9 protein-coding genes are annotated in these 14504 nt (G+C 62.8%); 7 read left to right on the top strand and 2 right to left on the bottom strand.

Annotated elements, in window-relative coordinates:
* The first annotated feature begins 99 nt into the window (after window positions 1–99).
* The 6 genes from MRQ36_RS16005 to MRQ36_RS15980 all read left to right on the top strand — a co-directional run bounded on the left by MRQ36_RS16005 (window position 100) and on the right by MRQ36_RS15980 (window position 9956).
* A complete protein-coding gene (locus MRQ36_RS16005; RefSeq protein ID WP_242796394.1) occupies window positions 100–2253 on the top strand; it encodes an AAA family ATPase in 2154 nt (717 codons plus the stop codon).
* On the top strand, window positions 2253–2663 hold the full coding sequence (locus MRQ36_RS16000; protein WP_018584454.1) for a hypothetical protein: 411 nt from the start codon (window positions 2253–2255) through the stop codon (window positions 2661–2663). Before MRQ36_RS16005 ends, MRQ36_RS16000 begins: the two co-directional genes overlap by 1 nt.
* Window positions 2664–3156: 493 nt before the next feature.
* Window positions 3157–4446: a cysteine desulfurase family protein gene (locus tag MRQ36_RS15995; protein WP_308194872.1), complete on the top strand. Its 1290-nt coding sequence runs from the start codon at window positions 3157–3159 to the stop codon at window positions 4444–4446.
* Window positions 4439–5548, top strand: coding sequence for a DUF4007 family protein (locus MRQ36_RS15990; protein WP_242796392.1), 1110 nt, complete (start codon window positions 4439–4441; stop codon window positions 5546–5548). Before MRQ36_RS15995 ends, MRQ36_RS15990 begins: the two co-directional genes overlap by 8 nt.
* Window positions 5545–9120 (top strand): hypothetical protein, encoded by a 3576-nt coding sequence (locus tag MRQ36_RS15985; protein ID WP_242796391.1) that lies wholly within the window; start codon window positions 5545–5547, stop codon window positions 9118–9120. The genes MRQ36_RS15990 and MRQ36_RS15985 overlap by 4 nt, the downstream gene beginning before the upstream one ends.
* On the top strand, window positions 9117–9956 hold the full coding sequence (locus MRQ36_RS15980; protein WP_018584450.1) for a phosphoadenosine phosphosulfate reductase family protein: 840 nt from the start codon (window positions 9117–9119) through the stop codon (window positions 9954–9956). The genes MRQ36_RS15985 and MRQ36_RS15980 overlap by 4 nt, the downstream gene beginning before the upstream one ends.
* Here MRQ36_RS15980 and MRQ36_RS15975 read toward each other — a convergent pair.
* Complete coding sequence (locus MRQ36_RS15975; protein ID WP_242796390.1) at window positions 9953–10327, bottom strand: hypothetical protein; 375 nt, start codon at window positions 10325–10327, stop codon at window positions 9953–9955. The two genes, MRQ36_RS15980 and MRQ36_RS15975, sit on opposite strands and share 4 nt — an antisense overlap.
* Window positions 10328–10539: 212 nt before the next feature.
* Between MRQ36_RS15975 and MRQ36_RS15970 the strand changes: the two genes are divergently transcribed.
* Window positions 10540–12033: a DNA phosphorothioation-associated putative methyltransferase gene (locus tag MRQ36_RS15970; protein ID WP_242796389.1), complete on the top strand. Its 1494-nt coding sequence runs from the start codon at window positions 10540–10542 to the stop codon at window positions 12031–12033.
* Between the two features lie 165 nt (window positions 12034–12198).
* On the opposite strand, the gene MRQ36_RS15965 is transcribed toward MRQ36_RS15970, so the two are convergent.
* On the bottom strand, window positions 12199–14499 hold the full coding sequence (locus tag MRQ36_RS15965; RefSeq protein WP_242796387.1) for a DUF262 domain-containing HNH endonuclease family protein: 2301 nt from the start codon (window positions 14497–14499) through the stop codon (window positions 12199–12201).
* Window positions 14500–14504 lie beyond the last annotated feature (5 nt).

Genomic DNA, 14504 nt, shown 5'->3' with positions numbered 1-14504 from the left:
GCAGTCGATAGCACATACGAACCAGCGTCGTGACGAAGTCGCCAAGATTGTCCACGCTCTCGGTCGATCCGCCGTCACCTCGCGTGGGGGAGCAAGCTCATGATGATCAAGTCGGTGCACATCTCTCGCTTCAAGCTGCTGCGTGATGTGACGATCCACTTCTCGGTGGATCCAGAGCGGCCGCTGACGGTCATCCGCGGTGAGAACGGATCCGGTAAGACCAGCTTGCTATACGCGATGCTGTGGGGCCTCTACGGCATGGCAGGGCTGACGAAGGTCGCCAACATCGAGGCCCCTCGGCTCACCTCAACCTTTTGTCGTGCAGGCTCGCCTGTGGCGGTGGAGGTTGAGATCGTCTTTAGCCACACCGACGACATGGGCACGAACAGTGAATTTCGGTTGCGCCGCATGGTGCTGGAGACGCCTCAGGTAGAGGGTCCCCCGCGGCGCAGCCAAGATTCGCTCACGCTCGCCAGGCTCACCCCAGAGGGCGACAAGTTGGTGCCGGCGGCGGAAGCGTGGGTCGAACGACTCGTCCCACTGCGATTGTCGGAGCTGTTTTTTACCAATGGTGACGACATCCAGAAGTTCATCTCGGGGCGGGTGTACTCCCACGAGCGGCAGGCAAAGGTACATCAGGCAATCCGGGAACTTCTCGGTATCGATCAACTGACGACCGCCGTAGGCGACCTCAAAAATGTCCATGGCGGGCTGAAGCGGCGAGTGTCGGCGGAGAGCGGCAAGGACGCCGAGGAACTCGAGGAGCAGTGCGAGGCGCTCCGGCAGCAGATAACCGAGCAAGAGCAGCTTCGTACCGCGACCGAAGGCCGCAAGAAGTCAATGGAGACCCAGCAGCACGAGTGGGAACGGGAACTCGCACAGCTGCGCGGTATAGGCGACCTCGACGAGTTGAACGCTCAGATCAGTACGCTTAAGGGCCGCATACAGGCTTGTCGTGCCCGGGAGGACGCAGCCTTGGCCGACATGAAATCCGCGTTCAAGGGGCAACCCTTGTCGCGAGCGTTCACCGCAGCTGGCCTGGCAAACGGGCAAGCGAAGCTCGAGGAGCTCGCCGACCGGCGCGTCATCCCGAACACGTCCCTGAAGGTGCTTCAAGATCGGCTCGAAGAAGAGGAGTGCATCTGCGGGTCTGACCTGCATCCGGGTACCGCGTTGCGGGACCACGTTGTCCAACTGCTTGAAGAGCAACGCGAGCACTCAGACATGGCCCAACGGTTGACTGAGCTGAGGTACAGTGCGGCCGCCTTCGATCTCGCTGCCGCTGACGTCGACGCCTTCGCGGCCAAGCGTCAAGCAACGTTGGCCGACTACACCGCAGCCCGCGATGACCTTAACCGAGCTGATGTCGAGCTGAAGCAGGCAGAATCGAAGCGCAGCCGCATCGATGACGCGCGGGTGCGAACACTGACCGATGAGCTCGCCGCTGTCGGTAAGAAGATCGCCGCCGGTGTCCTCGAACTAGGCCGCATCGCCGAGCGCATCGCCCAGTACGAGCGGCAGCTCGAGGAGCGCGAACAGGAGCTGTCTAAAGTCACGCAGAAAAACCGGGCGAACCAAGACCTCATTATCAAGCGTGACGTAGCCGAGGAACTACGCGAACTTGCCGAACGGGTGCAACGACGCCTGGAGGACGAGTACGTAAAAAAGGTCTCGACGCGCCTTCAGGAGATCTTCCTGTCAATTGTCGGAGCAGAGCCGGACGCCCATCTCGGGGTTTTCAAGGGTGTATCCATCACCGACAAGTTCGACATCGTGGTCGAGAGCCAGAACGGCACGAATCTTGACACCGACTATGAACTCAACGGCGCTTCGCAACGTGCTCTCACGTTAGCGTTCATCTGGTCGCTCATGGAGGTGGCAGCCATCACGGCGCCACGTCTGATCGATACGCCCTTGGGCATGGTGTCCGGAGGAGTGAAGCAGCGGATGGTGAACACCATCACCCACCCACCGACCGGCGACGAACCGCCATACCAGGTCATCCTCCTGCTGACCCGTTCCGAAATCATGGAGGTTGGCGACCTGTTGCAACAGCACGCCGGGGCTTTCACCACGATCTCATGCAGCAAGGACTACCCTACGGACCTCGTGTACGACTGGCTAGGCGAGGACAGCGAACAGGCCGAGGTGCGTGCGTGCGCCTGCACCCACGAGCAGTCATGCCGCATCTGCGCCCGTCACATCGACAACGCACACGGACTGGCTTTTCAGGATATTGAGGTCACTGTCTGATGGTAGAGATCAACAATCGGTACGCAGCCATCGACCTATTCATGCCGGAGGACGAGCACCGGGTCATCCGTGAGTATGTTGGGACAGGACAGCCATTCCAACGGCAAGTCGACGCATGGTGGATCGCGTTCTGCCTAGGCGTCCGGCACAATCAGACGCGGCCCCTGCCTGACAGGCGCACCAAGTTCATGGACGGAACGATCCTCAGCAGCGACCCCTGGCGGATTGTCCATCTGGAATTGATTGCGCTCGGCCTCCGCGGTGAGGACATCTTGACTCGACCGCGCGATGTCATACAACTGGCCACCGAGCACGCGAACTATGGACTCGAGCTTCTCGTCGATACGTTGACTGGGCAGAACGAGCCTACGCTGACCCTCATGAACTACTTGGACCCCGCGACGCTCTAGTTACGTGGACCGCAGCCATCAGGGAGCCGCTACGTCACTCGACCCCACCATGGCCCTTCCGGGTGCCGGCATGGCGAGGGTCGAGCTCAACCTAGCCTCGCGTCGCCCGCCGGAGTCCGGTGCTACCGAGCGCCTTGCGAGCAGGGCAGTGATTGCGAGCCATCGGCCTGCTCGTCGCGCCGGAGATGTCCGGTCGACCGGCTAGGGCGTTGAGTCGGCATACGAGTGTGGTGGGCGAGGGGACAACGGCGAAGAGGGTACGCAGCGTCACGTTGCCCGCAGCAGTGCAGCAGTGCGGTTGCCTGAACGACATCCGCCGCGCGCTCCGCCTCGAAGTCCCTAGCCGCGTGGATCATGAGACGGACGCCTACGACATCGACATGAGCGGGCGCCCGACTGCGCCAACGCGATGGTTGGCATTCTCTAGTCGACGGCGTAACGACGTGGCCGGCGTAGAGCGGACGGGAACCCTCATGCGGTAGCCTTGCCATCCATGATCACGGCTGGTGGGGCGTGTCGAGGTTCTGCCGACTGCCACCAGCCCATAGGGTGGGTGCAAAACGAAGGGAGGAGGATGGGCCGCACAGGCACTGGTCCCATCGTTTACCTTGACTACAACGCCACCGCCCCAATCCGCCCCGAAGCGCTACACGCGACGGCGGAGGCCCTCAGATCGGTGGGCAACGCATCGAGCGCTCATGCCCCCGGCAGGGAAGCTGCCGCCGCTGTTGAACAGGCGCGCGCCCGGGTAGCGGCACTGTTGGGCTGCGCCGCAAACGAGTTGATCTTCACATCCGGTGCGACAGAGGCCAACAATCTAGCCATCCGGTCCGCCGCGGCACCTGGCCGCAGTCTAGTGATTAGCGCCGTAGAACACCCGGCGGTGAGTGAGGCCGCAGCGACTCTCGACGGCACGGTTCACACGATCGGTGTCTACCCCGACGGCACGCTGTGTCTCGATGAACTAGAAGAAGCACTGGCGGCGAAACCCGCGCTGGTATCGATCATGGCCGCTAACAATGAGACCGGAGTCCTGAACGACCTGGAACTCGTCGTGAAGCTGTCACACGAAGCCGGCGCGTTGGTGCACTCCGACGCGACACAGCTAGTGGGTCGACTGCCCATCGATCTTCGCAGATTGGACCTTGACTCTCTGTCGCTGTCAGGCCACAAGTTCGGGGCTCCTCAGGGCGTCGGAGCGCTGTTCGTGCGGCGGGGCACACCGATGGCGATCCGGCCGCTGGCGTACGGCGGCGGTCATGAGCGCGGACGGAGGCCGGGAACCCTGAATGTGCCCGGCATCGTCGGCCTGGGTGCCGCTGCTGAAGCTGCCGCCCGTTGCCTCGATCAAGAGGCCTCGCGTATCCGGTTGCTGCGGGACCGCTTCGAGACCGCTGTCATGACCGCCCTACCCGGCACCCGCCGCAACGGTCATCCCGACCGGCGGCTACCCGGCGTATCGAGTCTGACCTTCGACGGCCTGCCGGCCGACGCGATGCTCGCCGCCATGCCCGCCATAGCCGCGTCCGAGGGCAGCGCCTGCGCGGCCGGCGCTATGGAGCCGAGCCGGGTCCTGCTGGCCATGGGCCTGAGCCGGGATGAAGCCGAATGTACTATCCGCTTCTCTCTGGGCTACGCCACTACCGCCGATGACATTGATAGCGCCATTCGCCACGTGATCGACGCTGAGCGCCGGGTTCACGCTGCCCTGTACCCAAACACCACCACGTCTGCCTCTGGAACCGCCCAGGGGCAGGAAGGACCGCGGAGACACGATGCTTGAAACCAAGCTCAAGGACGTCGCCGAGCCGTCGTTCTCCCGCCATGAGACCTTCCACCCCCGGTTCGGCTGGTTGCATAAGGCGTACAGCGCCTTGACTGACCCCAACATCGGCAGTGACGTGTTTCTGCGCGAGAACGCGACGGTGAAACTCGGCGTGGGTAAGAACATGGTCAATGCAATCCGGTTTTGGTCGTACGCCTTCAAACTCACCATCGAGTACCCAAAGGACCCCACGTCTCGGGCGAACGTCGCCTCACCGACCTGGGAGGCGAAATGGCTGCTCGACGAGAACGGCGCCGACCCCTACCTTGAGGACACTGCGAGTCTGTGGCTGCTGCACTGGTGGCTACTGGCAAAACCCTGCCACACTCCCACCTGGTGGGTGGCCTTCCACGCCCAGTCGACGTCCCGATTCACCACAAGCGAGCTCACCGAGACCACGCTGCGACACGTACGGTTGGCTGGCTGGGAGCCCCCGGTAGAGGCATCCGTAACCAAGGACGCGGACTGCCTCACGAAGATGTACGCACGCCGGCGTGAACCCACCGCGGGTTCGGGCGGAAGTTTCGAGGACCTGCTCGATTCCCCCTTCCGGGAACTCGGGCTACTGGAGCCCACCGGGTTCGGCCGCAACAACGCAGCGAGCCGCTGGCACTTCACCAGCAACGCCCGCACCTCACTGCCGCCGGCCCTGGTCGCCTACGCATGCCTGGACTACGCGGCACGCAGCGAGCCTCTGCAGAGTGGTTCCATCGCCCTGGCCCGTCTCACCAATGAGCCGGGTGGCCCAGGGCGCGCCTTCCGGCTCAGAGAGCCGGAAATCGCGCATGCCCTGGAGGAGGTCGCCGGCGAGTACCCGCAGATGGCCCTGGTGGAGGGCATCGGACAACGCAGCCTCCGGTTCGAGGGCAATCCCAAGGACCTGGCCTGGGACGTGCTGGACGGCTACTACGGCAACGTTCGCACCCGCGCAAGCCTCCCAGATCGGGAAGCTTGGTACGCCACGCAACCACCCGGGATGCTGCGAGAGATGCGGCGACGTGGCCGCACCGACCTGCTCGACCAGCCGACTCTCGATCGACTCGCAGGAGCCCTGGTATGACCGCCAATGGTGCACCGTCGGGCATCAGCCCACAGACGCCGGCCGGGATCAACATCGTCAGCAGCCGACTGCGGTCGACGAACATCGAACGCGACGTCCGCGACGAGCATCTCGGCCCGGTGCACATTGGCATCCGGGCACAGGACATGCTGGAACGAGTCACGGCCGCCCTGGAGGACCAAGCAAACACCCGCGCCTGGTCCCTGACGGGGCCCTACGGCTCAGGCAAGTCGACACTGGCTCTGGTCGTCGTGTCGCTGCTCGGCCGTGCGGGGAACCGCCGGATGGAGGCCGAAGAGGTACTCGCCGAGACGAGTCCGATCCTGGCCCGCCGGTTGGCAGCAGCTCGTGACCGCACCGCGCCCAACGGATTCATCACCTGCGTCGCCACGGCACGACGAGAGCCTCTGCTCGACAGCATCATGCGAGCGCTGCTCGATGGTGCCGCCCGCGCCTGGCCTGACAACCACATGCCCACACCCGTGCAGGAAGCGCTCGCGCCCCTCAATGCTCCGGGTTTCAGCAATCAGGAGCTCGTGTCCGCCGTAAAGGTTCTCTGCGAGCAGGCACCGGTCATGCTGGTCATTGACGAGTTCGGCAAGTCGCTAGAGCACCTCGCCTCCCATGGTGAGTTCAGCGATGCCGGTAGCGACGTGTTCCTGTTGCAGGAACTCGCTGAGCTCGGTGCAGGCTCCCGCGGCGTGCCGCTCTACCTCCTTACGCTGCAGCACCTGTCTTTCGCCGACTACGCCTCCCGCGCGAGCACGCTGCAAAGCCGGGAGTGGGCGAAGGTTCAGGGCCGGTTCGAGGACATCCTCATGACGATCCACCTCGGCGACACCGTCGAGCTGATCCGCCGAACCCTCGACCACAACGGCGTGTCGCCCAAGGGAAGCAAGCTCATAGCCCAGCATGCCGCCGCGTCCGCTCAGGCCTGGACCGAACGCGGTCTCGAAGGCATCCTCGCCGCAGGTCACGACACGTTCACCCACGTGTACCCCCTGCACCCGTTGACCACGGTGGTCGCGCCGCTGCTGGCCGCGCAGATCGGGCAGCACGATCGCAGCATGACCGGGTTCATCGCGAACGACGAACCTCACACAGTGCGACGCTTCCTGCAGAGCTACGCATCGAATCGCCCCTCCTCAGCGTCCACCGTCCGCATCGCAGACGCCTTTGACTACTTCTTCACCGCTGGCCGCACCACCATCCTGGCCTCGGCCAATGCGAGCCGGTGGATGGAGATTGACAACCGCATCGCCGAGGCCAACGGGCTCCCTGAGCAAGACCAGGTCATCCTCAAGACCATTGGCATGCTCAACCTCGTCGACGCCTCTGGCGCCCTGCGCGCCAGCATGGACACCGTCTTGTTCGCCTTGAGCGACCCCATCACGCTCAACGACCCCACGGCCCGACAACTGCTGGCCGACCAAGTCACCAGCCTCGTCGACCGCGGCTTCCTGGTGTACCGACAGTTCAGCGACGAGTACCGGGTATGGCGGGGCAGCGACGTCGATCTCACGAGCCACATCGAGCAGCTGATCAACGCCTGCGACGATCACGCCGCAGTCAAGGTCATCTCGACCTACCTGCCAACCGCCGTCGTGGCGGGCAAGCACAGCCAACGCACCGGTATGCTGCGCCACTTCGTCACCAAGGCCACCGACGCAGGCTCGCCCGAGCTCATCGGGCCGTCCGCCGCTGACGCCGAAGACGGACTCCTGCTGTTCCACTTCGGGGACGAATACACCATCCCCACGGTTCGAACCGACCGCCCTGTCATCGCCGGCGTGACCGCTCACGCGGAGAAAGTACTCAGTACCGCCCGCTACCTGCACGCTCTCCACGAGCTACCGGCCAACGTCGAACTCGACGCCGTGGCCAGTTCCGAGGTCAGCGAACGTATCGCGCAGGCCAGCGCCGAACTGGCCACCCGGGTCGCAGAAGCCTTCCTGCCAAGCCAGCTAGCCCCCACCTGGTACCTGCTGCCGGCTAGGGCCGGGGCCGCCGTCTTCACAGCTGACGCCGAGACCATCAAGGGCCGAAGCCTCGCAGAGCTCGTCTCCAAGGCGTGCGAGAGCGTGTTCCCCCACGCTCCGCACATCCGTAACGAAATGCTGGGCCGGCATAAGCTGACCAGCCAAGCAGCCAAGGCACGCCGTGAGCTGATCATCGCCATGATCACGGCACCCTCCCATCAGTACCTCGGCATCGAGGGCTACGGGCCGGAACGCGCGATGTACAGCGGAGTCCTGGAATACCTCCAGCTGCACCGCCCCACCGATCAGCGCACCGACGACGACACCGAGCTGCTTCCATTCGGCTTCTGCGAACCAGAGCCCGGCAACTCGCTATACCCGGCCTGGACCGCCATGCAGCAGCAGATGCGGGCAGCCACCGCACAGCCGCTGAGGCTCGACGCCGTCTACGAACTGCTCGAAGCGCCTCCTTTCGGGATACGGCCAGGCGTCATCCCGGTCATCGTGCTGACCGCGCTCATCATCGGGAGCCAAGAACTCGCCCTCTTCGAGGAGGGCACCTACCAGACACGACTAACCGCTGCCCTCGCTGAGCGCATGATCAAGAGCCCGGAACGGTTCGCGGTCAAAGCCATGGGCATTCAAGCAGGTCCGCGCAAGACCGCAGTAACCGAGATCGCCCAGGTGATCGGTGCGCGGATGCCGGCAGCACCACCGGTCAACGTCCGCAACGTCGCGCCTCTGACGCTCACGCGTGAGTTGCTCGACCGTGCCCGGAGCCTGTCCGCGTACGCCGATCACACCCAACAACTCCCCAAGCAGGCACGGGCCGTACGCCAAGCGCTCAAGACCGCTCGCGAACCCGACACGCTCCTGTTCACCGACCTGCCGTCCGCCCTCGACCTCGAGCCGATCCCAGCGAACGGTGAGATCGACGAGCAAGTCGCGCGCCGCTACGCCGAGTCGCTGAGCAAGGCGCTTACCGAACTCGGCCGGGCGGACGAACGTCTCCGCACACAAGTTGTCAAGGCCATCGCCGAGGCGTTCCACATGCCCACGAATCTGGGCAAGCTACGTCAGCGCCTTGCGGTCTACACCCGACACCTCGCCGACGTGAACCTGGTCGAGGCGAAACTCCGCGGTGTCATTACTCTCGCTCAGGAGACCACGCTCAGCGATGACGAATGGCTCGACCCGTTCGTCGTACGGATCGTTGGCCGTGGGCTCTCCGACTGGCGTGACGGTGACATCAGTACCTTCACCAACGAGGTCCGCGCAGCCGCTCGCGCTATCGAGCGGTTGGCTAACCTGCACCAGCCCACGACGGCCGAACCGACCGACGCCACTTTCGTCTCCCAGGCGATCACCGTCACCCAGGCCGACGGACACGAGCTCCACACCGTCGTCCACCTCTCCGACGACGAACGTGCCAGCGCGCAGGCCCTGCTGCCGGAGGTGATCGCCCTAGCTCGTAGGAAGATCAGCGAGAACGGTGAGCGGGCACTGCTCGCCCTGCTGGCCGAAAGTGTCATAGTCGAGAGGGACGCTGGCAGCGACGGCGCACCATCCACGCGAAGGAAGTCGACCCGATGACTGCACCCCGGCAACGTACGCCCGGTGAGACCCGCCACGTTCTCGGCATCTCGGGAGGTAAAGACTCCTCCGCCCTCGCGATCTACATGCGCACCAAGGTGCCGCAGATGGAGTACTTCTTCTGCGACACCGGCGCCGAGCTTCCCGAGACGTACGACTACCTCAATCGGCTCGAAGCGGCCCTCGGTAAGCAGATCGTCCGCCTGAACGCCACCCGCGATTTCGACCACTGGCTGCAGGTCTACCAGGGCACGCTGCCGAGCGCGTCCATGCGGTGGTGCACCAAGAACCTCAAGATCAAGCCGCTGGAGGAATGGCTGGGCGACAGCCCCGCCATCTCGTACGTCGCCATCCGCGCCGATGAAAACCGTCTCGGCTACGTCAGCACCAAGCCGAACATCAAGGCTGTATTCCCGTTCAGAGAAGACGGCATCGACCGTGACGGAGTCAACCGCATCTTGGAGGAGTCCGGGATCGGCTTGCCGGCCTACTACGAGTGGCGCACCCGTTCCGGCTGCTATTTCTGCTTCTTCCAGCGCAAACACGAATGGGTTGGCCTCGCCGACCGACACCCGGAGCTGTTCGAACGCGCGGTGGAATACGAGGACAAGGTCAACTACCAGGCCACGGCGATGCGCGGCCGTCAGTACACGTGGTCTCAGGGTGAGTCGCTGCGCGACCTTCTCGAACGGCGCGATGCAATCGAAGAGCGGCATGCCGCCGCTCTTGCTCGCGCGGCAGCTAAACCCCGTCCCAATCTGCCCCTCATCGAGGTGCTCACCGATGCCCTCGACGAGGAGAATGACGAGGCGGGCTGCGCTGTCTGCCACCTCTAAGCGTCGGCCTCCACTGGCACCGTCAGGAACAGTACGTCCGGGTCACGTGCCAACCTGTTGTATGGCTGGTGCCACCAGACCCTGGCCGCTGCCGTGTCCGTAAATGATCCGACTGCAGCTGCACGCCGGCTTACCGTGTGAACAATTAGCGTCATCACCATGCCAACCTCAGGCTCGGACGCATCGAGCAGCGCGGAAACCAGCGCCGGCGTCAAGTCGACCAGCAAATCTGGGTCGCGGAAGGTGCCTGTCGACCGCTGAACGTCTGAAGGCGGCACCCTGGCTGCAACGAATTCAGTTTGTCTGCCAACTGAGTCCGTAAGCAAAAAACAAATGTGATCTTCATCAGTTGCGCGTGCTTTCAGAATCACCTTAGCTCCAGTGGGTAGACCTCTCTCTAGACAGTGACCGCTGAATATTGGGCCCAGTCAAGTCGACTATGCGCTGTTGAACTAGCAGAATGACGCTAAGTAAGCTTACCGATCCGCCCGCCCAATGTGGCCGGGTCGGTGAAACGGCAGCGAAGGCCCGCTGCCGCGTGTACGCTTCAAGTCTCGGCTATGAACCGGCAGAATCGTGACCTATGGACACCGCGCAGGCGATTCCCCGACACCAGACAGCGATCGCCCGCCAGCACCTGTCCAAGCCCGTCGCGCTGGCGGTGGCGGACGGCATCCTGACCGCAGCCTCGACGCTGTTCGACTATGGCTGCGGACGTGGCGGAGACGTCGCACGTCTGCAGGCCATGGGCTACACCGCTCACGGTTGGGACCCGGTGCACGACGCCCAGGCCAACCGGCACGCAGCGGACGTAGTCAACCTCGGATACGTCATCAACGTCATCGAAGACCCCATTGAACGCGCCCAAACGCTGGCATCGGCCTGGGCACTCGCTCGGCAGGTACTTATCGTTGCGGCCCGACCCGACTGGGAAGCGCGAACCGTCACAGGCCACCGTCACGGCGACGGCATCATTACCAAGCGCGGCACTTTCCAGAAGTTCTATGCTCAGGAGGAACTGCGCAACTGGATCAACCTGCAGCTCCGTACTGACTGCATCGCCGCTGCTCCCGGTATCTTCTATATCTTCCGGCAAGACATTCAGGCCCAAAACTTCCTATCGTCGCGCATGCGGCACCGCCCGAAACCCACGCGGCAGCCACGTATCCGGCAAACCCTCTACGACGCCCACCGCGAAGATATGAATGCGTTAGCCGCCTTCATCAGCAGCCGCGGCCGACTTCCTGACCCAGAGGAAGCCCCTGAAACAGCGGACCGTCTCCTGCGCGTCTTCCCTTCACTGAAACAGGCCGCAGCGACTTTGCGCGATGTTGTCGGCAGCGAGGATTGGGACAAGGATCTCGAACGAGCCCGCCGGCAAGCGGAACAGGATCTCCTGGTCTATCTCGCGCTCGCCGCTTTTAGAGGACGCCCCAAAGCGTCGGATCTACCCAAAGGCATAGCACTCGATGTGCGAGCGCTATGCGGATCGTATCGCATGGCCTGCTCCAAGGCGGATGAACTGTTGCAGGCCATCGCGGATCAGAAAGCGTTAAACAATGTATGCAGTGCCTCTAGCATCGGGAAGCTAACGGCAGATGCCCTGTACGTCCACGCCATAGCAATCGAAGCGCTCGACCCACTTCTTCGCATCTACGAAGGATGCGCTCGTGCGCTCATCGGGTCAGCGCAAGAGTGCACACTTATCAAGTTCTCACGGATGGCGACCAAGGTTTCCTACCTCTCATATCCGGACTTCGACAAATCCCCGCACCCCGTGTTGGCGTCATCTTTGCGAGCAAATCTTAGGACGCTGGACGTCAAATACACCGATTTTCGGAACTCAACCAACCCACCTGTACTACATCGCAAAGAGACGTTCGTACCCCTTGACTACCCAGGCCGCGACAAGTTCGCGCGTCTCACGAAGCAGGAGGAGCGTGCCGGCCTACTGGATGAGTCCGCGACCATTGGTACCTATGCCGGTTGGGAGCGACGGCTACAGGACCGAGGCTATCGGCTAGCCGGGCACCGCATCATTCGCATAACGACGACTTCCCCGACCGGCATCCAATGACGTAGCTCAAGACAATCGGCCATCCCCAGCGGCACAAGTCCGTCCGGCCACTGATCAAGAAGGGCGTACTGGGCTACTGGAGGTGGATTCCTCGGTTGGAGACCCTGGGGTTGGCAAGCACGCCTCGACGAACGCGGCTAGGGTCTCATTGATCAATGACAAGGGTCAGCCGAGGTCCTCGTTCTTAGCGGATTCTGATGCCGGTCCTGCCAGCATTGGCCATAACCGCTCGACCGCGAGCTCCGCTAGGCGCTGTCCCCGCTGCATCACATACGTGCGGGGCAGGATTGACGCTGTCTGCTTGTCAAGGAACTCACAGAACGGCAGGTATGAGGCCGACTGTAGAACGCTCTTCGTTTTGTCGGCTAGACCCGGTAGTTGCTGCTTCATGTGGGCCACCCGCGCACCCGGGTCAGTCTCGGACAGGACCGCATAGATGCTCCTCTTGTATGGCCATGCCTTGTTTCCGATTAGCTCATTGAGGTCGACTGGCATTAGCGTGAGGTTACCCAGACGGTCCATGAGTCCCTGGTCGTAGATCGCCTGCTCGTATGAGGTGTCACCCCGGGCAAGATTCTGGGGTGCGATGTGCTCGACCGAGTAATGGGATTCCCAGGCCTCGGGGGTCAAGGCTCGGAAGCACCCGGAAACGCCTCGCCTAACCAAGCCGGGTACGGCATCATCATCGATTCGATCGTCATGGGCGCACAGCAAGACAAACTTCGCGAGTTGCTGACTGGTCTGGTACAGCGGCTGCACTGTCACCTTTGCGACCCAGTCCGCCTCGGCGGTTATGTTCCCGCGCGTCGACAGGAGGCTCTTCAAGGCCGCGCTGACCTCCGTGGCGGCCGGCAGGGTCGCCGAAGCACCAGCAGCGCGCCTCGCCATCGCCGGCAGTCCTGTCGTGGGGTGGCCAGTGACCATCAGTTTGCGATGAACGTCGTCGATCCCCCTCGTCGTCGCCCGCGACGTCCGCCAGAGCACCCAGAAGGCAGTCACGGTTCGCAAGACCCTCATGAACTCATCTCGATTGGCCGGACTCGGGTTAGCGACCCACTGCGAGTAATAGCGTGCTAGCAAGGCAAGGACGACCGTGTGTTTAGTCGATCGCAATACCTCCAAGCACAAACGGTCCAGGTCGGTGGCGGAGGCCATAAGCGGGGATTGGCCGGCACGCCAGACCTCGAATAGGAAGGCCGAAACGTCGGCAAGCTGCCCCACGAACGCCCGAGCCCTTTCGATGCTTCCGTCCGGCGGCGCCACGGACTGGAACTGAAGGCGGAGATACCGCCGTTGATCGAGAAGAGTCCGCGGCAGCTTTCGCCCGGTGTCCGCCAGCGCGAACGCGGTCAGCATGTCCGCTGCCAATTTCGAGCGGTCTTCTGCGCGCATGCTGGCCGGAAAATAAGACTCAACGCCCTTGAACAGCCCCGCCGAAGGCGACACACTGTAATTCGAGATTCCGCCTTCGCTACGAACGACCAACGGCTTTAGCGTCTCCAAGGCGGTCAGAGGCTGTCCGGTAGTGTTGAGGGGTTCGAACAACGCGAAGGCGTAGTCCTCGTCGGGGGCCTTGACGTCGATTACCAGCACGCCGTTCAGGAGGAACGACGCAACGACTAGAAGACGCGCGGCTGACTTCCTCCGGTCATCCAACGCGTCTGGGTCTACCACAGGATCCGAGCTGGACCCGACGAGGGAGTTCGCCATACCGATGTTCGAAAGAAACTGGAGCTCTGTGAGGACATCACAATCAACCTCGCCCTCGCCCCTCCGTAGATCATCGATTTGATCGCCGATCACCGCGAGTACCAGCCCCAGGTGTGGCCGGATCGAGGGTGCGGATACTGCGACATGTTGCTTGTTTTGATTACGGTGGCGAGTTACCTCCATCAGCAGCCACGCGATGTCACTCTGATAAGTAGCATGAGTCGGGTCATTACCCCATACATCACTCACCTGACGAATTAGCCGAGGCTTCCACTTGAACTCGCCGGTTCCTGAGAATGTCTTGAAAGCGATCGCGTCGAGGAGTTCGTCGCGCCGTTCACCCAGGGTGTTCAGCAACCAGATATCGAGCGGGTCTGTAGACCCGCCGTCGATTTGCTGCTGGAGCCATCGCATATCGTCAGAGACGAACCTCGACAGGACCACGAACACGGTGAGTAGTGTCGAAAGCCTCTGCTGGCCGTCTACGACCTGGAGTACCGTCGTAGGAAGCGCGTCTGCATGCTTTGGCATCACGCTGTCTCTGTCACTAACGAGGATCACCGAGCCCAGGAAGGTTGAGGGCGTCTGCCCCTGCGTGGCCCTTGTGATTCCCTGCTCTAGATCCTCGAACAGCCGACTGATCTCGTCCTTGCCCCAGGTGAAGTCGCGCTGATAGGCAGGAACATAGAACCCCTGCCCCGGCTGCAGGATCAGCTGACGAAGCGTCGAGGGGTCGGCGGTGAAGTTGTTTGGCATATGGG

Source organism: Micromonospora sp. R77 (assembly GCF_022747945.1).
In the GTDB taxonomy this organism is placed as follows: domain Bacteria; phylum Actinomycetota; class Actinomycetes; order Mycobacteriales; family Micromonosporaceae; genus Micromonospora.
The sequence above is the reverse complement of the archived record's forward strand: the minus strand, read 5'-3'. Positions and strand labels throughout refer to the sequence as shown.